Below are 21,109 nucleotides of genomic sequence, written 5' to 3'. Positions count from 1 at the left end.
CGCGTTCACGCCTTGAACAGCGCCAGGCCGCGCAGGGGCGAAGCGCTGAGCACCTGGGCCTGGTCGAAGTGCACGCGCACGTCGGTGTCCAGGTCGATCTGCACGCTGCGGGTGTGCACCAGCCGGGCCGAGACCTCGCCCTGCCCCACGTCCTCGACGGTGGCGCGCGCCATGAGCTGGTCGGCCTTGTAGATCATGGCCTGCATGCCCACGCGCAGGCGGCTGTTGTCCAGCGCGGTGAGCGGGATGCGGCTGCCCACGCGCACCGCCGTGACCGGCCGGGGCAGGCGGCCCGCGACGATGCGGCCCACCGGCGCGTGGCTCGCCAGCAGCAGCGCCATGCGCACCACGTCGTTGATGAGCGCCACGGCCGCGCTGTTCGTGGGCGGCACCTGGGCGAACAGGAAGTCGGTGTAGGCCTGCATCTGCCTGCGGTCGACGTAGCCGATCTCGCTCCAGCGCGGCAGCGTGCCGAGGTTGCGCAGGTTGGGTGCGTCGTCGAACTGCGACATGACCTCGGCCCAGTCCAGGCGGATCGAGGGCAGCACGCCGGAGAACTCGGCGTGCAGGCAGGCACACACACCGGCGATGCGCTCGAACAGTTCGCTCGCGCGGCGCGCCACGTCGCCCTTGCCGTGGTCGCCGTCGATGATGTCGCCGAGCGACACCACCTCCTGCGTCTCGCGCTGCACGCCCTGCCAGGTGGCGCTGGCCAGGCGCTGCAGGTCGATGCGCTGCAGGGCCTCGGCGCGCACGCTCACGGCCTGGGTCTGGCGCAGCAGCATCTGGCCGATGTGCACGCCAAGCTGACCGGTGCCGGCGCTCACCGCCGGCGGCACGCGCTGGGTGATGACGGTGCTGCGCAGCTGCGCGCTTTTCAGGGTGCGCAGCAGCAGTTCGGGCCGGTCGATCATCTGCAGGATCGCGGGCGCACCGACAAAGTGCGCTGCGGGTGCCTCGCGCAGCACCTTGAGCAGTTCGTCCAGCTCATCGGGCACGTCGCCGTGCTCGCGCAGGCACGCCGGCACGGGCGCGTCCATCAGGCCGGGGTCGAGCACGCGCTGCGGCGCGCCGCTGCCGTTGCCGGTCTCGCGCGGGCGCACGAAGGCCAGGTACTGCACCTCTTCGGCGAGCACGCGCGCGCGGCGCTCGTTGATGGCTTGTACGCGCGCGGTCTCCTCGTCGAGCAGGGCGCGCGCCACGCCCACGTCGTGCCGGGCCTCGGCCAGGCGTTCTTCGGCGGCGCGCAGGCGCTGCGCCGCCACACGCACCTGGCCCTGCATGCGCGCCAGCGCCTGGTCGCAGCGCGTGAGTGCATTGCGGTAGAGCGTGAGGCGGCCTTCGAGCTGGCGCAGGATGGCGATGGTGTTGTCCGACAGCGCCACGGTCTGCGTGAACAGCACGGCTTCGTCGGGTTGCGTGGTGGGTGGCGGCTGCAGCAGCAGGGCCTGGCGCGCCGCGTTGCCCAGGAAGTCGGCCAGGGGCCGCCTGAGCGTGGTGCTGCCTTGCAGGAACGGATCGTTCTGCAGGCCCCCGATGTCGAAATCCTGCAGCAACGCGGGCGGCTCGCCGTTGTCTTCGTCGGTGAAGGCCTGCAGCAGGCCGAGCAGCGCCATGACGGTGCGGTGGCGGTTGGCCAGCGCGTAGTCGCGCGCCTCGGTGGACGGCGGCTGGCGCAGCCGGTCGGCAATGGCGGCGGTGCGCACTTCGGCCAGACCCACGACAGGGTTGGCATAGACGATGTTGATGGGCGCGCGCGGCGCCTGCAGCAGCACCATCTGGCTGCTCTGCTGGACTTGCTGGAGGTTGCTCACCATCGCCGCCTGGCCGAAGTTGATGGCCATCGCGCGTGGGGTTGGCGCGGGCGCGGGTGGTGGACTGGCCACCGCCTGCAGCCGCACGGCCTTCACGCTGGTGATGTACTCCTTGATCTGCGACTGCACCGTGATCGCGCTGTCGGACTTGGCAATCGCCGCGAGCGCGGGTGAGATCGCCAGGCGGCTCGCGTCGGCGGTGCTCATCATCATCTGGCGCACGCGGTGCATGTCCACCTGCATGTGGGTGAAGCCGAAGTCGGTGATGTCGTCGGCGCGGTCGGCGCGCGCGCGCAGGTAGGCCATGAAGCCTTCGAGCCCGCGCAGCGGGAGTTGCGCGCGCTCGCGCTCGGAAAGTGGCGCCAGCGCCGGATCGGCCAGCAGCTCGGCCACCTCGATGGACTGGCCCACGCGCGCGGCTGGCGTGGGTTCGATCATGTCGAGCCCCCCGAGCCACTGGAAGGCGGGCACCTGCGTCGCACCGGCAGGTGGTGTGCCGGCGAACCACACGGTCTCAGCCCGCACGCCCACCGCGCCGGGCGTGGCCTGCGCGATCCTGCCGCAGGCGCCGAAGGCGGCGCAACCGTCGAACAGCGTGAACGCGATGCCGTTGATGGTCTGGCCCACGGCGTTGAGCGCGCTGGCCGGCACCTCCAGGCGCAGCCAGCGGCCCAGCGCCGGCAGGCCACCCACGCGCAGGCGCGAAGGCGTGCCGCTGGCGCCCCAGCCGATCAGGTTCTCGCCCCAGTAGGCTCGCCGGCCGTGCGCGTTCCAGTCGCTGCCGACTTTCCACTGGATCATCAGCTCGCGCGGCGGTTCGTTCGTGTCGAGGTAGACCCAGACGAACAGGTTGTCGGTGGCGGTCAGGCCGCCGAGCGTGGCGCTGGCGCCTTCCAGGTAGTGCTGGTGCACACCCGGCGCGGCGGCCTCGACGTGGCCGCCACCGGCAGGCACGTCCGTGGCGTGCGTGGGCACGATGCCATCGTTCGGCTCGAACGGCGCCCACAGGTCGTTGTGGCTCAGCGATTCCCAGGGCTCGTCGCCATCGGTGCGGGCACCCACCGGCAGCACATGACCGAACCAGGCGCGCTCGGTGGCGCCGCTGCGCGCGCCGCTGGCACCAAAGGCCGCGCGGCCGTCGAACAGGTTGAACGCCATGCCATTGAGCGCGCGCCCCGCCAGGCCCACCAGGCTGCTGGCCACTTCCAGCCGGACCCAGCGCCCGGGTTCGGGCAAGGGGCCCACGTGGTAATGCGCGGCCACCCGGAACGGGTGCGCGCCGCTGCGGGGTCGCCCGGCGGGCAGCAGGTCCTCGCCCCAGTACGCCCGGTGTTCCCAGCCGCTGGCGTCGCGCCATTCGAGCATCAGGCTGGCCGGCGGGTTGTCGGGGTCCAGGCAGACCCAGGCGAACAGCAGCTCGGCCGCGCTGGCGGCGAAAGTCTGCGTGGCACCGTCGAAGAAGTGCCGGTGCGCGCCGGCGCGCAGCGCGCTCACATGGCCACCGCCGGCGGGTGGCGGCCCCCAGGGCGCCAGGCTTTCGGGTTCGAGCGCCAGCGCGTCGTCAAACGGCTCGGGCACGGCCTGCGCGCGCCCGGTGAGCGCGCGGTGCAGCAGCGCGCTCTCGCGCCGCAGCCCCTGGCGGCCACCGAGTTCGCGCGAGCGGCGCAGCACGAAGGCGTCCACCGTCTGCTGGAATTCGGGCGCCACGGTCTCGCGGTGCAGCAGGCGCGGCTCCCACGAGGCCTGCGTGACCGGCACCAGCAGGCGCAGCCGCTCGGGCGCGGACAGGTCGAAGGCGGCCAGCGGCGCGGCCTCGCGCAGGGCGAGGTCGAGCTGCTCCACGGGCACGGGCACGGCGTCGAGCTCGAAGCCGGGCGGGAAGAACGGGCTGCTCAGCGTGGGCTGCTCCAGCACGGTGGAGAGGTCGAGCGCGCTCTTGGGCATGAGGCCGCAGGGCGGCAGGCGCAGGAAGGGGTCGGCCAGCACCTCGGGTGCGGGCAAGGGCTCGCCCAGGTCGGCGATCTGTTGCGCGAATTGTTCGATGCGAGCCTGCCAGAGCGCGGGCAGCCGGCTGTTGGCGGCCAGGCGGGACGCCGCGGCGGCGCCGGGCAGCAGCTGCAGGCGTTCCTCGCGCGCGCGGCCACCCTGGCGCACCACCGAGGCGCGGTCCACCCAGCGCGGCACGAAGCCGTCGTCCAGGCCCACCAGCGCGATCGGCAAGCCCCAGGCTTCCCAGGGCAGCGCCTGGCCGTGCGGCAGCGCGGCCTCGGCGTCGAACACGGTGTGGGCCAGCGCGTTGCGCAGGCGCAGCGTGGTGGCGGGCAGCGCGCGCCATTCCACCGGCCAGGGGTACCAGAGCAGGTGCGCGCCGTCGGCGGTGCGCCAGTCCTCGACGCTGTCGACACCGATCTCCGTGCCTTCGCCACAGGGGCAGCGGTCGCAAGGGTCGTCCGGGTCGGCGTCCGAACGTTCCAGGGTGATGGGCTGCAGCACCAGCACGCCCACGGGCGGCAGGCGCGAGCCGGCGCTCTCGCGCAGGTCCGCCAGGGTGCGGTCCACCGGCACGCTGCGCGGGTGCACGATGCCGAGGTCGGTGGCCTCCTCCTCGCCCGCTTCGCCGGGTGCCTGCGCCACCAGCCAGGCCGGCGGCGCCACCACGGGGAGGTCCAGCAGTCGGCATTCGGCGCGGCGCGCGAGCACCACGTCCTCGCCGCTGAGGGCCAGACCCTGCCCAGGCTCGATCAGCAAGCGCGCTTCGCTGGCCGTCTCGCCGGGCTCGCTCACGAAAAACACCTCCAGCCCACGCACCACGCCGGCGGTGAGGGCCTGGCCGCGCTGCGCAATGCGCCCGGCCTGCCAGCGCTGGCGGCCCTGCAGCGTGGGCGCGGTCAGCGCGCGCCCGGCAAACAGGTTGGGCCGGCGCAGCCAGTCGGTGGCGGCGAGGGTGGCGTCCCCGGGCGAGAGCGCCACCACGCGCTCGCCCTGCAGGGGGTGGTCGATGCGTTCAATGCTCACGTCGTTTCTCCCTCAGGCCTTGCGGCGAGGTGTGCGGGTGGTCTTCGTGGTCGCGGCCTTGGCGGCGGCCTTCCCCTTCCTCGTGGCTGGCTTCTTTGCCGTGGCCTTCCCCGCAGCGGCCTTCTTCGCCGGTGCTTTCGCCGCGGCCCGGGTGGGTGGGCGCGTGGGCGTGGTGATGCGGTCGCGCGTGGGCCGCCACTCGGGAGTGGACTCGACGATCTTGCGCAGCTCATCGGCCGGCAGCGGCCGGCGCGCCTCCAGCTGGAGCCATCGGTCCAGCGCCTCGATCCGCGTGGTCTCGGCCAGGTCGGCCCGCACGCCATCGACGACCGCCGCCTCCGAGAGGAAACCGCCCTGCACCACCGGCTCGGCCAGCAGGCCGATGGCCGCAGCCGTGAGGGTGGGCGAGGTTTCGAAGCGCGCCTCGGACAGCATGCGGATCGCCGCCTGCGTCACCTCCGGCTCGGCGTTCTTGTAGACCGTGGCCCATTCGTCCGACAGGCCCAGGCCCTCGATCCGGGTGAACAGACGCCTCTCCAGCAGGTCGTCGTCCACCGGGGCTTCGTTCCACTCGGCGTTGCTGGCGATGCGCAGCAACTCGTCGGCCGGGATCGGCGCCTCGGCCTCGCGCCGCAGCAGCACCAGCAGCGCGTGGTTGCGCTCGGGCGCCCCGAGCACGGCCGACACGCCCAGGGCCTGCGTCCGGTCCAGCACCGGGTTGCCGCCCTGGGCTTCGGCGATGGCGATGGCGTCGGTGAACAACCCGAGCGCGGCGGCGGTGAGCACGGGCGACTCCTGCAGGCGCTTGCCCGAGAGCAGGCTGATCGCCACGCTGGCCGCGGCCGGCGTGGCGCGCTGGATCACAAAGTCCAGCCGCGGGGCGAGGCCCAGTTCGGTGATGCGCTCGTTGAGGTTCACCTCCAGCGCGCGTTCGTCGCCGCCGCTGATCTCGCGGTAGCTGCCCACCAGGTCGTCGCGGTACGCCAGGTGGCGCCGGCGCACGAACCACAGGTTGTCCTGGCGCGCCAGGCGCTGCCACTCGGCCTCGGCGCCGGTGGCCTGCGGCACGGGCACCGGGATGCGCGACAGGCGCAGCTTCTGCAGCACCTCGAACGGCCGGCGCTGCGCGATCAGGTTGGGCGCGGCGGGCCGGACCGGGCGCGTGGCCGGCGCCGTGCCCAGGCTCAGGCGCGCGACCACGGCGCGCCACTCGTGGCGCGGCACGGGCGCGAGCACCATCACGGCGGTGGAGTCCAGCGCCTCGGGCGCGGCGGTGAGGTCGATCGGTTGCAGCGCCAGCGCTTCCTCCACCAGCGCGGGCAGTTCGTCCTCCGGGATGACGCTGAAGTCCACGTCGACCTCGGCGGGGAAGTAGTTCTGGGTGAAGTCCTGCGCATTGATGACGCCGGCGGGCAGCGGCCCGGCCGGCGGCAGCGCGGGAAAGTGCGCGCTGGCCGGAAAGCCGCGCCCGCCGCTGCGCGCGACCACGTCGGCCAGGTGTGCCTGGTGCTGCATGAGGTGCGCCAGGCGCAGGCCGCGCGGCGCGAAACCCAGGCCCGGCAGGTCGCCGCGGTCGGCGCCGAGTTCGCGCCGCACCATGGCCTCGTCGATCCACACCACGGTGTTGTTCTGCAGCGCGACCATGGCCAGTGGCAGCACGCTGGCCGAGACGCCGCTGGCTGTGTCCTGCGTGAAGATCGCGCGCGCCGCGCGACCGCGCCGCGCGTCCAGCGCATCGGCCGCGCCGTCGTCCTGCCAGGGCACCAGGACCACGGCCGTGGCCTCGATCACGTCGCCGTCCTCCACCGTGCGCTGGCCGGTGAGCGAGGTCGGGTAGGCGCCGATGGGGTTGGCGGTGAACTCCACCGGGCGCAGCGCCAGCACGAACAGGCCGGTGCGGCTGCGCAGCGGCGGCACCGGCAGGCGCGAGAGGCCGAAGCGCGCCGAGAGCTGTTCCGTCACCGGGATGTTGGCCAGCTGCACGTCGATCGCGCGCGGCAGCAGCACGAGTTCGCCCGAGGGCGTGACGCCATGGCCGCTGTGCACGCGCAGCGTCTGCGGCGCGCCGCCCTCGATCACGAACAGGCCGGTGGCCACGCCACTGCCCGAGGCCTGGCCCAGGTCGGCCTCGCGCGTGAGGAAGTACTGCTGGTCGCGGATGAGATCGCGCGCGGCGAGGAAGCGGCCATCAAAGTAGAAGGGGCGCTCACGCCGGGGGTCCTCGATCAGCACGCCGGCCGTGCGCAGGCGCGCGACCTGGTCGGGCGGAATCGGTGCGCGGGCGGGGCCTTGGGTGAGGTTCATGGTGCGTCTCCGGTGAATGCGGGTGGGTTCGGTCGGCGCGGCGGTCAGAGTCCGTTCCAGCGCGACAGAAGGCCGGCGCCAGGCAGGAAGCGGCGGGCGAAGTTGTCGACCAGCACGGCGTCGCCGTTGCGCACGCTGGCGTCACTGGCGTCCACCGGGATCAGCACGCGCGCGATGAAGACCGCGCTCGGGTCCACACCCACCGCGTGCTCGGGGCCGGGTTCGGGCGCGCCGTCGTCGCTGCGCGCATAGCCGTGCAACACGGCGTCCTGCAGCGCGGCGCGGCGTTCGTCGGCGTTGGCCGCGGGGTTGTCCATGGCGGCTTCGCGCGCGAGTGCCTCGGCCTCGGTTTCGCCGGGCAGCGTGGTCGCGCCCGCGCGCAAGGGCAGGCCGTTGAAGTCGTCGTCCAGGCCCGCGCGCGGCACCAGGTGCAGTTCATGGGCATCGCGCAGGCGCGAGACGCTTACCGCGTTGAGCGCGTCGAACGGGCCGGCGGCAAAGGCCGGCGAGAGGCCGCGCGGGCACGCCACGAAGCGCAGCAGCACATCGGCGACCACCGCGCGCGCGGGCACCGGCACCGCGCCGGGCATGGCGGCCTCGGCCACGGCGCGCGCCGACAGGAAGCGCTCGGGCGTGGTGTACGCGGCCTGCAGCAGACCATCGCCGCCGTTGCGCGCGCGCTCGGCCTCGAACCAGCGCGCCACGCGCAGACAGGCCGCGCGCGGCAGCTCGATGAGGCGGCCCAGGCGGTCGAGCGCGAGCCCGGCCTCGACGCGAATCTCCTCGGGCCGCGCGGCCACATCGTCGTCCTCGCCCGGGCCACCTTCGCTCGCCTCGACCGACGGCTGGTGCACCACGCGCAGGCCGGCGAGCGTGCCGCCACCGGCCACGAAAGCGAGTGCGCGCGCAAGGCGGCCCCGGTGGTAGGTCTGCTCGTCCAGGAAGTCCTGCGCGTACCGCAGCATGCCGGTGGCATAGCCCGGGCGCTCGGCCATAGGCTGGTGGTAGATCGGGTCGGCGGTGGTGGCGCGGGTGGCGGTGCTGCTCATGGGTCACTCCTTGGGGCGGCGCGTGCGTGCGCCGCGGCGGCTGCTGTTCTTGCGGGCTGCGCCGGTGCCGCGCGCACGCGGCAGCGCCAGCGGTTCCACGGGTTCATCGGCCACCACCACAGTGGCTGCGGCCTCGCCGCGCAGGCGCGGGTCCAGCGTCGAGGGGCCGTGCACGACATCGCCCATGCCCAGCACCGAGTGCTGCACGCGCGCGGGGCGGGGCGGCACGGCGCGCGCCAGGTAGGTGTCCACACCCACGAGGCTGGCGATGCCGACCATGAAGGGCCAACTGGCGGTGACCACGCGCACGTCCACGTGCGCGGGCGATTCGATGGCGGCGATGCGGCGCACGATCCCCAGGTCCACCGCCTCGAATGCGCGGTGCACCAGGACGGTGGCGCGGTGCGCCAGCTGGCCGTGGAAGGCGGCGATGCGCCGGTCTTCAGCGGCGCTGGTGGCCTCCTCGCGGTACAGCGCCATGAGCTCGGCGCGCTCCTGGTCGCCCAGCACCAGGGTGTCCCCCACCACCGAGTTGCCGCTGACCTGCAGGCCGGGCAGCAGCGGATCGGCCTCGTCGGCCAGGTCCACGCCGAGCAGCGTGGCCAGCACGCGGCGCAGGCGGAAGTCTTCCAGCACGACGATCTCGCCGCCGCTGACGGCGCCGCCGGTGGCCAGGTCGAGCGCGAGCGCCAGACCCCGGCGCGTGCCGTGCCAGCGCGCCAGCTCGGGCGCGGCGCGCAGCCAGGCACGGCGCCGCGCCTCCGGCAGCGCGGGATCGAAGGCGATGCCGACCCAGCCGGCCAGCCAGTCCAGGTGCGCAGCCGGCGTGCTGGCCGGGTCGGTGAGCAGGTGCGCGCTGGCCACGCGGTCTTCCAGCGGCGTGAGCACACCCTCGAAGTTGGCCAGGCTGCGCGCAAGGAAGTCGGCCGGCGTGGCCTGGGGGCGGTAGACACCGATGGCGTGGCCCTTGAGCACCAGGCGCCAGCTGCGCGGGCTGGTGCTGTCGCGCAGCAGCCAGCGGCGCCCGGCGCGCTCCACATCCACCCGCGCGCCCTCGCCCACTTCAATGCCGCCGCGCGCCAGGCGCTCCAGCAGTGAGGGGTCGGCCTCGCCGCCCATGTCGAGAAAGGCCGCGTAGCCTTCGTCCACGCTGTCGATGTGCTCGCCCGGCACCTGGGCCTCTTCGCCGAACAGGGTCTCGCGGTAGATCCGCGGCAGGTACTGCTCGGCGTAGCTGAAGCGGCTGGCCCAGGCGCGCAAGGCCACCACCTCGGGGCTGGCGCGGCCGTCGCCGTGCAGCTCCAGCCGCACCCAGAGGTAGCGCCCGGCGAGCTGGCGCACGCGCGTGCGCGCGTTTTGCACCAGCACACCGAAGAGGCCACGCAAGCCGGGTTCGGGCGACCAGCCCGCCAGCCCCGGGTGCGCCGGCAGTTCGGAGGGCGCGCGCTCCCAGGCCGCCAGCGGCACGTGCGGCGCGCGCGCGGCGGCGCTGAGAGCGCGCACGTCGCGGCCGAAGGCGTGAGGGTGCCAGGCGTCGAGCTGTTCGGGCGCGGGCGGCTCCGGGTCGTTGGTGGCGGCCAGCCACACGAGCACGCCGCAGGCCGGCGGGATGTGCGCCTCCAGGAACACGCGGTGCCACACAGTGGCGGGCGTGCCGCTGTCGATCAGCCGGGCGCGCAGTTGTTCGCCGTCGACGCGGAAGCTGGCCGCGTGGCCTTCGCGCGCGAGGTTGGGCAGGGCCAGCGGCCACAGCGGTTCGGCCGCATCGCCGCGCACCGGGTAGTGCGCCACGCCGTCGACACGGTGCACGAAGGGCGCTTCGCGCCGGTCGGCCGCGAGCGGAAAGATCTCGCCGAGCGCGGGCAGTTCACCGGTGCCGTCGGCGTCCCAGGCAAAGGCCGGGGCGTCTGCGCGCCCGGGCAGGCGCAGCGCGAAGCGCGTGGCGTCCAGCCAGGTGATCGCGCAGGCGTGCATCGCGCCGCGCAGCAGGCGCATCGGCCCGGCACTGTGCGTGGCCTCGTCCCAGGCGCGTACCCAGGTCTGGCCCGGCGTGTTCCAGCCCATGAGCAGCAGGCCACCCTGCGCGTGGCAGGCCAGCGCAAGTGGCAGCGCCACGCCCGACCAGCCCGGCGAGACGATGCGCAACGCGGGTTCACGGCAGTTCTCGGGGTCGGGCCGGAACACATCGGGCGCGTAATCGTTGGGCCGCGGTGTGGTGGCCGGCAACGGCAGGCCCCGCAGGCGCGCGAGGCGGCCGCTGCCACGTTCGAGCACCCACGCGCCGCCACCGGGGTGCGCGGCCAGGCGCCAGGGTGCGAAGCCCGGTTCACGCACCTCCACGGCGGCCCAGCGCTGTCGCAGGTCGTGCATCAGCACGCGCCCGGGCAGGGCCACGCAGAGCACACCATCGGCGCTCACGCACAGGTCGGTGGGCGCCTCGGGCAGCGGCAGCGCGACGGCCGCGTCCGGCAGGTGGCTGCGCACCACGATGGCGCCGCTGGCCGCGTGCCAGCTGGCCACCGCGCCGTGCGCATCGAGCGCGCGTGGCACGGCCTGCAGCGCCAGCCGTGCGGCGGCTTCGTTCGCCGCGAGGTCGGGGGGCGGCTCCAGTTCGCGCTCGGAAGCCAGGCGCAGCGCACGGCAGCCCGCGTGCCAGCGCAGGTGCGTGCCGGCCATGCCCAGCGTGGGCCAATGGGCCGCGGCCTGCAGCGACCAGAAGCGCGAACCGTTGGCGTCCATCAGCACAGCTCCGGTACAACGGGCACGGCGACCGCATTGGCCTGCGCGAACGGGTTGGGCAAGGCGCGCAGGTTCGTGGGCGCCTCGGGGCCTTCCACCACCACGATGGACAGCAGCTCGGGCAGTTGCCAGGGCTGCAGGTTCAGCGTCTGTTGCGCGCCGGCGCCATTGCGCGGCAGCAGCGCCCAGTCCTCCAGGCCAGCCGCGCCTTCGCGCACGAACAGGTTCAGGCCCGTGACCTCGGCCACGCCCGCCACGCGCGAGACTTCCACCTCCAGCTCGCGCTCGCGCACCGAACGGCCGAGCGCCCAGCCCTCGCCATCGAGCCCGCCGGGCGCCAGCGGCCACAGCAGACGGCGCAAGGACTCGCGCACCTCGTGCAGCAGCTTGTCGCGCGCGAAGCCCTCGCGCACGCGCAGCGCGACCGACAGGCCCAGCGGCACGTACTCGCAGCCGATCACGTACAGCTCGGTGGCCAGCGGCACGCGCGCGGCCAGGTGGGCGTGCAGGCGTTCGATGAAGGGACGGTCGGGCCGCGGGTTCGGTGCGGGCGCCAGCGGCGCGGCGGGCAGCGCGAGCACGCTGACCACGCCGGGGATGTCGAAGCGGCGATCGCGCGGCTTGAAACGCGGCAGCACCTCGACACGGCCGACGTCCACGGCGGGTGTTTCCAGTGCCAGGGCGCGGTAGTCCTGCGCGGTCACGGCCCGCTGCTGGTGGCGCAGCGCAGCGGGGATGCGGCGCTCGGCCTGCGCCAGCGTCTCGGCGTCCTCGCCGCCGTCCATGGGCAGGGGCTGGTGCACCTTCATCGCCGGGGCGCGCTGGCCATCGACCAGGGTGGCGCTGATCTCGCCCAGGCTGCCCGCTGGCAGGTTGCCCGCGCGCCCGCCGCCGAAGCGGCCGCGCGCCAGGCGGATGCGCATGAGGCGTTCGGGCACGCGCCCGCGCACACCGTCGCCAAAACGCAGGCTGCCGGCCTCGGCGTCGAGTTCGAAGGCGCCGGCTTCGCGTGCGACCTGCGGATCGTCGCTGATGGCGGCCAGGTCGTCGACCCGGTACCAGGGCTGGTAGCCGCGCCCGCCGGGTTCTTCCACCTCGATGGCCAGCGTGGCCGGATCCACCGAGGTGGCGGGCAGTGCGAACGCCTGGTCGGCCGCGCCGCTGGAGGTGCCGATCACCTGGCCTTGCAGCGTGATGCGCTGGTCCGCCTCCACCGCGTTGATGCCCAGCCAGGCCAGCGGCAGGCGCTCCACGCTCTGGCCCGGGCGCGGGCGCAGCCGCAGCCAGCCGACCAGGCGCGCGGCGCGCGCCGCGTCATCGAGCCGGGGTGGCGCGTCGCCCACGCCGGCCAGCGGGTTTTCGCCGACCTGGTTCGACGGCGCCCAGATCAGCGATTCGTCGGGCAGTGGCAGGCGCAGCGTGCCCGCGCGCGTGAAACCCCTTGAGCTGTCGCTGCCGGGCAGCGGGTCGAGCGTGAGGTAGTCCACCGCCTGCGCGCCGCGCCCGCGCGTGACCATCTCCCACAGCACCGGTACCTCGGCCGCGCGGCCCACGTCCTCGAACAGCGCGGGCATCTGCAGCGCGGGCACGATGCCCAGCGAGAGCAGCGAGGGCGCGCCCGTGTCGCCACCGCCGAGCGCGGCGCGCGCCGCCTCGTTCACCGCCGGCTGTTCGGCCGCGCTGGGCGCCGGTGGCGCGAGCAGCGCGATCCACAGCGCGCGGTCGCTGGAGCGCGCGAACACGTCGAAGCCCTCGGGTTCGGCGCGCCCTTCGGCGAACACCGGCAGCGTTTCATAACCCTGCACCGCGCCGCTGATGCGGTGCACGCGCGAGAGGCCGCTGATCACGTCGGCCATGCGCGCGGCCTCGCTGTCGTTGAGGCGGCGCTTGATGTAGGCCTCGCCGGTGACGGGCAGCACGGTCGTCTCGTTCAGGGTCTCGAACGGCAGTGCGCCCTTGATGCGCGCGCCCGGCTGCAGCGTGCAGGCACGCAGCTCGGTCGGCTGGGCGTACGACAGACCCACGATGCCGCGCGCCGGCTGGGCCGCGCGCAGGCCCTGACCGATGAGTTTGAGGAACACCAGGCGCTGGCGCTCGGGAATCAGGTTGGCGCGGTACAGCAGCGCGTCGCCCAGCCAGGCGAAGAGTTCGATCAGCGTGCGGCCCGGGTCGCCCAGGCGCGGGTTCGTCCATTCGGGGGTGTGGGCCGGGATGCGCGCGATCAGGTCTTCGACGAGGTCGTCGAAGCGGCGGTCATCGAGGCTGGGTGGAAGGATCGGCATTCAAGGCCTCGTCATCTTTGAAGAACATGTGGAGAGGCCCTAGGCCTCCAGTTGCACGTTGACGTTCATGCGGCCCGGCGCGCCGGTGCGCGCGAGCCGGTACTGGATCTCCACCCGCAGCTGGCTGGGTGCTTCGGGCACCTCCCACACCTCGACCGTGTCCACCAGGATGCGGCGCTCCCAGCGCTTGAGCGACTCCTGCACCAGGTCGCGGATGCGCCGGCGCGTGGCCAGGGTGTTGGGCTCATGCAGCAGGCGGTCCAGCCCACCGCCGAAATCGGGCCGCATGAGCTGCTCGCCCGGGCGCGTGCTCAGCACGATGCGGATGCCGTCGCGCACGCTGGTCTCCAGCGCGGGCCAGGCCAGGCGGCCATGCTCGTCGGGCAGACCCAGAAAGGGGAAACCGATCGGCGCGCGGTTCATGAGTCGCCTTTCTTCGGGAACGGGATGCAGATCTTGATGAACGCCATCCAGCGGAAGATCAGGTCGAACAGGCTGAGGAAGATGCTCAGCACGATGAAGGCGCAGATCGTGATGATGGGAATGCTGAAGCTGCAGATCCAGCCGATGGTGATGCCGGCGTCCGGTGGCTTCTTGCCCTCCATCAGGTCCTTGGGGTTGCCGCTGAGCAGGTTCTGCAGGGCCGGTGGCACGGCAAAGGACACGTTGGGCTTGAGCGAGCGCAGGAGGTTGCGGTCGCTCACGTCGGGCAGGCTGATGCGCGCGGGCGGCGCGCCCGAACCCTCGTACCACGGCGCGATGACAAAGGGTTCGGTGGCGCTGCTCCAGACGATGCGCGCGGGGCAGCCGCATTCGGGCCGCAGGCGCACGAAGGCGCGCACCACGTACTGCGCGGACGGGTCGTCGAAGCGGCCCGGTGCGGGGTTGAGCTGCGCGAACCGTTCGGCCACCGCGCGCGAGAGCGCGAGCCGCAGCGCGCGCGCCTGGTGTGCCGGCAGCGCGGGCCAGTGCGTGGGCATCTCGGGCCGGGGCGCCGTCGCGTCGCGCTCGACCAGCACGCGCACGGCCTGGCGCAGGAAGGTGTCGGCCCTGACGCTGCGCGCCGCGGTCTCGCCCTCGCGCAGCTTGAGCGGCAGTGCGATCGCCGCGAGCTGCTGGCGCAGCGCCACCGCGTGCGCCGAGCTGCCCTCGAAGGCGTTGAACTCGCCGTCGAGCTGGCGCAGCAGGCGCAACAGGCGCTGCAAACCGCTGCGCGCGTTGCCGCCTGGCTTGAGGCGGTTCCAGTGCGCACTGCTCACGCCGGGGGGCTTGTCGGTGGTGGCGATCTCGGCGGCCTCGGCCCAGTCGGCGTCGAGCAGTTCGCCGTCGAGCGGAAAGTCCATGTGCTCGCCGCGCAGGGCCTGCACCAGGTGGGCGCGGAAGTCGGCGCTCTCGGGGCCGAAGCTGCCGGCTTCATCAAAGGCTTCCGCCGTCTCCGACAACTCGCTGCTGACCGTGGGCACCAGGCCGTAGTACACGGTCTTGCCGATGGCGCGGCAGACCTCGGGCGGCGCGACGAACATGGGCACCACGTGCTCGTCGAGCAGCGCGTCCTCCTGTTCGAGGTCGATGCGGACCAGCTCGCGATCGATGTCGGCCACGCCGGTGCGGCCGTGGCGCAGACGCAGGGGGCCGGCGGGGTCGCGCGCGTCGCCGCCGATGCGCGCCACCGGCAACCAGCCGCGCAGGCGCCCGCGCGCCTGCATCCAGCCCTCCTGCGTGGCACCCGCGGCGCGGCGCACGCGGCGCACCACCAGGCCGGCGGACTCAATGCGCGCGGGGTCGACGCGGGGCGTGCCCGGCACCTCGCACCAGGCTTCCATGACGGCCAGGTGGTGCTGGCGCTGGATCGGCTGGAACAGCTTGAGCACCTGGCGCTCGTTGCGGGCGGCGGCGCGTGAGGCCACCAGCTTGCCGCGCCCGGCGTCGGTGGTGAACTCATCCAGCACGGCTTCGATGAAGTTGTCGTCCGCGCGCTGCAGGATCAGCGGCGCGCTGCCCGAGCCGATGCCGCGCGGCGCACCCAGGGCCACGTCGTGCGGGGGTTGGGTGATGAAGCGGCTGCCCATGGCGCGCTACCAGATGTTCCCGGCACCCGGGGTGTAGCTGGTGGAGATGACCGAGTTGGTCTGCAGCACATCGCACTTGACGATGCCGGAGAAGTTCGACATCGCCGCGTCCACCTTCACCATGCCGGCGCTGACCTCAACCTGCGCGGCCGTCACCGTCACCTTCGCGGCGGCCTCGACCGCGATGCCCGCGCTGTCCATCACCACGCGGTTGCCATTGGCGTCCTCCACCGTGACGGTGGCCGGCCCGTCCTGCAATGTCACCGTCTGGCCTCCGGGGGTTTCGAGCGTGAGCGTTTCCTGGCCGTCTTCGTCGAGGATGGTGATGGCCACGCCGTTCTTCGATTTGAGGCGTTTGGTGCGGTGCTGTCCGTTGGCCAGATCGGCTGGCGACGGCGCGCTTCCGTTCCACAGGCCGCCCAGGATCAGCGGGTGGCGCGGGTCGCCGTTCATGAACACCACAAGCACCTCGTCGTCCACGTCGGGCAGGAAGAACATGCCGCGGTCATTGCCCGCGAAGGGCGCCACCACGCGCGCCCACAGCGGCGCGTCCTGCCCCTGCACGCCGTCGTGCGCGAGCAGGCGCACCTGCACGCGATTGCGGCCATCGGGGTCGTCGAGAGACACCACCTGCGCCAGCGCGCCGGCCTGCAGCCAGCCCGCCGGGCGGTCGAACAGGCCGTCGCGCTTCATGGGCCTTCTCCGAGAAACGCGCACTCGCCACTGAATTCGGTGCGGTAGCCCGCCGTCTGGTCGTACAGGTGGGTGGCCGCGCAGACGTAGTAGCGGTTGTCGAATTGCGGCGACAGGCCGCTGACCGCCACCGTGGTGCCAACGCGGATGGCGGGGTTGCCTTCGCTCAGGCCTTCGATGCGCACGAAGCGGCGCGCGCGTTGGTCGTAGGCGGCCTGGGCCACCGCCTCGGCCTCGGCGTTGCTGCTCACCGCGAGGTGGCCGATGTGTTCGCCGCGCGCGCCGAAAGTCTCATCAAGCCACGACGGACCGCCACGCCCGCGGCCCGGGCCGCTGTGCGCGAACTGCGTGGCCTCGAACGACACGGCGCTGCCGTCCACGGGGTTCCAGCCGCTGGCGCTGGTGGCCGTGACCTGCTGCGACAGGTCGGCGATCACACGCGCGCTCATGAGCTGGCCAAACAGCACCAGCTCGACCTCGCCGCGTGCGACGTCGCCGCGCGGCGAGACCTGCAGTTCGTCACCGACGATCTGGAGGTCAGTGTCGAAACGCGCGAGCAGGCGGCGCAGGAAGGCCAGGTCGCTCTCGTTGATCTGCGCCCAGGTGTCGGTGGGGCTGGTCAGGCCGGTGATGGTGGGCCGCAGGTTGAGCGCGCCCGCGACCTGGCGCACCACGTCGGCTGGGGACATGTCGGCATAGACCTGGCTGCGCCGCGCCAGGCGCGCGGCCTGCAGCGCGTCCTCGGCCAGCGCGACGAACTCGGGCGCGCCGCCCATGCTGTAGACGTGCTCGATGGCGCTGACCTTGCCACGGAAGATCTCCACCGGCGCCTGCACGTCGCCGGCGTACACCTCGATCGCGGCGCCGAGTGTCAGATCCGAACGGGCGCCAAAGGCCGGCTCAGTGGCGCCGTCGGTGGTGGCCACCAGGTTGGACAGGCGCAACTCCAGCCGGCTCATGCCGCCCTCGCTCTCTTCCATGCGCATGGCGATCAACAGATTGGACAGGCGCAGGTCGGCCTCGCCCGACAGGCGCAGCGTGGGGCGTGCGCTGTAGAGCGCATGGCGGCTGAGCGCGGCTTCGGTCATGTGCCGCCCTCCATGTTCAGTCCGCCTGGGCGCGGCACTCGCGCTCGGCACGCAGGGCCAGCGCCTGCTGCACGCGGGCCAGCACCTCGCCATCCTGCGGGGTCGTCGCTTCACGCGCGGCCTCTGGCGCTGAGGGGCGCTCGGCCGGAACCTCGGCGGTGACTTCTTCAAAGGTGATCGGCATGTGCTTGTCTCCTCGTCAATCAAAGGCGATGCGCGCCTGCAGGTCGGCGGCGGCACCGACGTCGGTGCCCAGGCTGCCGCCAGCGCCGCCGCGCACCATGCCGCCCGGGGCGAAGCCTCCCGTGGATCCGGCGTGCGCCTGCGCGGCGGGCAGCAGGGACTGCGGGTGGGGCAAGGATGCGCTGGCGCCGGCGCTGCCGCGCAGGCCCGCGAAGGCCGTGCCCGCCGTGGCGGAGATGCCCGCGCCTGCGCCCAGACCCACACCAACGCCCATCCCCACGTCAACGCCCGCCCCCGCGCCAAAACCAATCCCCGCGCCGGCCGATGCCGAGGCGAACGCCGCGGGCGCACCCAGCGACACGCTCGCATCCACCAGCAGTGAGGCACTGCCGCCAAAACGCAGGCTGGCCGAGGCATTGGCACTGGCCACAGCGCGCGCCGCGCGCGGGTTGCCGCCGGCACTGGCCACGCCCGAGGGCCCGGCGCCGCCGGGCACTTCCATCGGAGCGAAACCGTCGTCGGCATCCACCGAGGCCTGCGGGTTCTTCTCGCTGTCGAAGTTGGGCGTGTCGCTGGAGAGCGTGAGGTTCACGCCCGCGCGCAGCGGCACGCCGTCGGCGGAGAACAGGTCAAGCGTTTCCTTGTACTGCTCCACCGTGCCGACAAACCTGTAGGCGCCCCAGCCGAATTCGACGCGCGGCGGCGTGCGGGTGTCGGTGCCGCCAAAGGGCTTGAGCAGCTGGGCCATCTTGTCCGTGTAGGTGCGCACGTCCTCGCCACCCCCGACCTCACCGCCCGGGTTCTGCGCGGTGGTATCAAACACCAGGTCCATGGTGAGCTTGGCCACGGTCTGGCTCACGTACTGGCGACTGCCCGCGCCCTGCGCGGCAGGCGCGAGCGTGTTGGACACCGTGTACTGCAGCGAGGCCGGGTTGAAGTGCGCCTTGACCGTGAGCGCCGGCGCGGGCGGCAAGGTCTTGAATTCGGCGATGGCGGTGCTGGACTCGGGCATGCGTCAGCTCCCGGGCTGGATGAGGGACAGGCCTTCGTGGACCAGGTGCAGTTCTTCCACCGCCACCTCCGTGCCCTTGGCGTTGAGATCGGCGGCCTTGAACTTCACCGGCAGGCACTGCGCCAGGCCCCAGGTGAGCACGGTCTCGCCGGCGGCGTTGTGCACGTCGATCTCCACGTCCACGCGCGTGGCGTAGGCACCGCCGGACACCATCTCGAACCACTTCCAGAGGTGGCGCGTGCGGGTCATGCCGCGTTTGAGGACCACCGTGGCGAAGCTCACCGGGCCGGCGCGCTGGGCGGCGCCATAGTTCATGCCACCGGCACGGATCTGCTTCGGCTCCATGGTGGCTTCCAGGCCGCTGCATTCGGCGAACGCCCCGCTGCAGATGACCACCTCGTCGCCCTGCTGCGCACCGTCGCTGGACTGACGGAACCGCACGTGGAAGCGGAACGGCACCAGCGGCGGCAGCAGGTTTTCCGCGACATCGCGGCCCTGCGGCTGCGCGCCCGGGCTGTGGCCGCCGCGCTCGCCGAGACCGAGCGAGGCTTGCGCCGACACCCCCGCGCCGACCGAGGCAGAGGCCGAGGCGCTGGCGGAGAACTGGGCGTCGAACGGCATCAGGCCACCTCCCGCACGTCGGCCTGGCCAACACCGGCCGCGGCCAGCGCGAGCACCACGGTGATGCGCTCGATGCTGTGCGCGGGCCACACGGTGATCTCGGCCACCAGGCGGCCGTTGTCGATGTCGTTCTGCGTCATCGTGCCGCGGTCGCAGCGCACACTGAAGGCGTCCGCGGGCCGGGCACCGGAGAGTGCGCCGGCGCGCCAGAACCCGGTGAGCAGGGTTTCGACGCTGCGCCGCAGGCGGCTCCAGGTCGCTGGCCCGTTGCCGTCGAACAGCACACCCTGACCGCGCAGGCGCGCCGCACGCAGCAGCGTGGCCATGAGCCGGGTCACGCCGCCGCCGCGCCAGGCTTCGTCGGCGCTGGTGGTCACGTCCGACTGCAACGCCCAGCCACCGGCCTGCGGCGCGAACAGGCACACCCGCTCGGCCAGCCGCGCGGCCGGCGAGGCGGGGCCAGCGCCCCAGCTGGGCACCGGTACGGAACTCTGCACATCGCGCAGGCGCGGCATGGAAAAGTCGCCCGCCGCGCTGGCGTGCGTGCCGCGCAGCAATGCACTGCCCGCGAGCAGACCCGCCAGCGCGCCATCGGGCGGCTCCAGGCCTTCGGGCAGGTCGATCGCCGCCGTGGTGGTCAGCCACGGGTAGCCCATCTGCACGAAGGCGCTGGCGATGGAGAGTTCACCCGCGTCGTGGCGCCCCTCGGGCTCGAACACGCCGCTGCGGCGCAGGAAGGCGAGCATGTCGCCGTGCGCGTGCACGCCACCATCGCCCGCAGGCCGGCGCGCGTCCTCGCGCGGCAAGGGCAGCGCGCCGATGAAGATCGCCTCGCGCTGGTGCCGCGCCAGAAAGGCGCGCACCGCCGCCACCGCCACGCGCCAGGGGCCGTAGCCCTGGCTGTCCAGGCGCGGCGCCTGCAGTGCGCGCAGCCCGGTGTCCGTGGGCAGCGGGGGTTCTTCCACGCTGCATTCCACGAAGCCTTCGGGCGGCGGCACCAGCGCCACGCCCAGCGGCGGCGTGCGCGGCTCGGTGGAGCAGGCGTCGGGCAGGTCCGGCAGGCACAGCAGGCTCGCCTCGCCCAGGCCGGCGATGTGCTCGATGCCGCGCCAGCTCGACGGATCCAGTGGGTCAAACACATGCGCGCCGGCCTCGCCGCCCTGGAAGCCGGGCAGCAGCCGGCCCAGCCGCGCGCGGCGCTTGGCCGCGCGGTTCGAGGCCGATTCCAGAAACGCCCAGGGGTCACCCACACGCACCACGACCGCGCGCCGACCACCGCGCGCGAAGAAGCTGCGCACGGCCGCACCGAGGTAGGTGGCGCAGCGCTGCGGCACACCGCTGACCGGATCGGGTGCGCGGCCCACCAGGCGCTGGTCCCAGGCGTAAAGGCGGTCGAACAGCGCCCAGCTGTCAATCACCACCGGCACGTTCTCCAGCGACTCCAGCGCGTCGGCGCCTTGCCGCCACGGCCCGTCCACCCAACCGGCGTCGCGCAACTGTTCGCGCACGGCATCGGGCAGCGGCTGCGTGCGACGGCGCGCCACGAAGCCGACAAAGCAGGCCACGTCGGCGCGCCCGGGCGCGGTGCGCAAACCCGGTGCGGCGGTCTCGAAGATCAGGGCCATGATGAAATAAACACGTTGCAGGAACGCGATCCGCCACCCCCTGCGCGGCGCCATCCAGAGGCACCGAGGAACCGGCTTTGCCGGGCCTCTGGTGCCGCCCCCTTCCCGCCGAAGGCGAGAGAGGGGGGAGACGCGAAGCGGCGCGGGGGGTGCTTCATGTTCAGACGGTGATTTCCATCGCCTCGGCCGACAATGCGATCTCCTCCATCGCCACGTCACCACCGCCCTTGCCCGCCAGCGTTGGGCCGGTGTACTTCATCGGGATCACGCCACGCAGCACCCAGGTCTGAACCGGCGCCTGCGCCTCGTCGAGCAGGGTGATGGTGACGTTGCGCTGCGCGGCCGGGCCTTGCGTGCGGGTCTGGCTGATCCAGTCGAACAGCGACTTGCTGTTGAGGATGCCGCGCTTGAGGGTGACGTCGGAGACCTTGTGGATGCCGGCGAGCTTGCGCACATGGTTCTCTTTCTCGTTGCCATTGCGGTACTCGGCCACGGTGACTTCGGTGCCGATGCCGCTGACATCGGAGAAGCCGCCGAAGACCTCGCCACCGTCGAAATTCACGAGGTAGTTGAAAGCGCCGTAGGGTGTGGTGCGGTTGGCCATGGTTCACTCCT

General features: G+C 73.0%; 14 protein-coding genes. All 14 read right to left on the bottom strand.

What is annotated here, in order from left to right; genetic code table 11:
• Positions 1–5: 5 nt before the first annotated feature.
• The 14 genes from AB7P10_RS06285 to AB7P10_RS06220 all read right to left on the bottom strand — a co-directional run bounded on the left by AB7P10_RS06285 (position 6) and on the right by AB7P10_RS06220 (position 21,098).
• The gene (locus tag AB7P10_RS06285) at positions 6–4,829 is read right to left on the bottom strand and encodes a hypothetical protein (protein WP_428292980.1); all 4,824 of its coding nucleotides are present in this window, start codon (positions 4,827–4,829) and stop codon (positions 6–8) included.
• A 12-nt stretch (positions 4,830–4,841) separates the two neighbouring features.
• Positions 4,842–7,133 (bottom strand): hypothetical protein, encoded by a 2,292-nt coding sequence (locus AB7P10_RS06280; protein ID WP_428292979.1) that lies wholly within the window; start codon positions 7,131–7,133, stop codon positions 4,842–4,844.
• Positions 7,134–7,177: 44 nt separating this feature from the next.
• On the bottom strand, positions 7,178–8,182 hold the full coding sequence (locus AB7P10_RS06275; RefSeq protein ID WP_428292978.1) for a hypothetical protein: 1,005 nt from the start codon (positions 8,180–8,182) through the stop codon (positions 7,178–7,180).
• Between the two features lie 3 nt (positions 8,183–8,185).
• Positions 8,186–10,921 carry a phage tail protein gene (locus AB7P10_RS06270; RefSeq protein WP_428292977.1) on the bottom strand — a complete coding sequence of 912 codons (2,736 nt, stop codon included), beginning with the start codon at positions 10,919–10,921 and terminating at the stop codon, positions 8,186–8,188.
• Entirely contained in the window at positions 10,921–13,203 is a 2,283-nt protein-coding gene (locus AB7P10_RS06265) for a putative baseplate assembly protein (protein ID WP_428292976.1), read from the bottom strand. The genes AB7P10_RS06270 and AB7P10_RS06265 overlap by 1 nt, the downstream gene beginning before the upstream one ends.
• A 39-nt stretch (positions 13,204–13,242) precedes the next feature.
• Positions 13,243–13,626 carry a GPW/gp25 family protein gene (locus tag AB7P10_RS06260; protein WP_428292975.1) on the bottom strand — a complete coding sequence of 128 codons (384 nt, stop codon included), beginning with the start codon at positions 13,624–13,626 and terminating at the stop codon, positions 13,243–13,245.
• A complete protein-coding gene (locus AB7P10_RS06255; RefSeq protein ID WP_428292974.1) occupies positions 13,623–15,272 on the bottom strand; it encodes a hypothetical protein in 1,650 nt (549 codons plus the stop codon). The genes AB7P10_RS06260 and AB7P10_RS06255 overlap by 4 nt, the downstream gene beginning before the upstream one ends.
• 6 nt (positions 15,273–15,278) lie before the next feature.
• Positions 15,279–15,965 carry a phage baseplate assembly protein V gene (locus AB7P10_RS06250; protein WP_428292973.1) on the bottom strand — a complete coding sequence of 229 codons (687 nt, stop codon included), beginning with the start codon at positions 15,963–15,965 and terminating at the stop codon, positions 15,279–15,281.
• Positions 15,962–17,053, bottom strand: a complete 1,092-nt coding sequence (locus tag AB7P10_RS06245; RefSeq protein WP_428292972.1) for a phage late control D family protein — start codon at positions 17,051–17,053, stop codon at positions 15,962–15,964. Before AB7P10_RS06245 ends, AB7P10_RS06250 begins: the two co-directional genes overlap by 4 nt.
• Before the next feature lie 16 nt (positions 17,054–17,069).
• A complete protein-coding gene (locus AB7P10_RS06240; RefSeq protein WP_428292971.1) occupies positions 17,070–17,237 on the bottom strand; it encodes a hypothetical protein in 168 nt (55 codons plus the stop codon).
• A 15-nt stretch (positions 17,238–17,252) separates the two neighbouring features.
• Entirely contained in the window at positions 17,253–18,248 is a 996-nt protein-coding gene (locus AB7P10_RS06235; RefSeq protein ID WP_428292970.1) for a hypothetical protein, read from the bottom strand.
• Between the two features lie 3 nt (positions 18,249–18,251).
• A complete protein-coding gene (locus tag AB7P10_RS06230) occupies positions 18,252–18,869 on the bottom strand; it encodes a phage tail protein (protein WP_428292969.1) in 618 nt (205 codons plus the stop codon).
• The gene (locus AB7P10_RS06225) at positions 18,869–20,494 is read right to left on the bottom strand and encodes a phage tail sheath C-terminal domain-containing protein (RefSeq protein WP_428292968.1); all 1,626 of its coding nucleotides are present in this window, start codon (positions 20,492–20,494) and stop codon (positions 18,869–18,871) included. The genes AB7P10_RS06230 and AB7P10_RS06225 overlap by 1 nt, the downstream gene beginning before the upstream one ends.
• A gap of 160 nt (positions 20,495–20,654) precedes the next feature.
• Entirely contained in the window at positions 20,655–21,098 is a 444-nt protein-coding gene (locus AB7P10_RS06220; RefSeq protein ID WP_428292967.1) for a phage tail protein, read from the bottom strand.
• Positions 21,099–21,109 lie beyond the last annotated feature (11 nt).

The sequence above is a fragment of the Hydrogenophaga sp. genome, from assembly GCF_050182545.1.
In the GTDB taxonomy this organism is placed as follows: domain Bacteria; phylum Pseudomonadota; class Gammaproteobacteria; order Burkholderiales; family Burkholderiaceae_C; genus Hydrogenophaga.
This window is presented reverse-complemented; position numbering and strand designations above follow the sequence as displayed.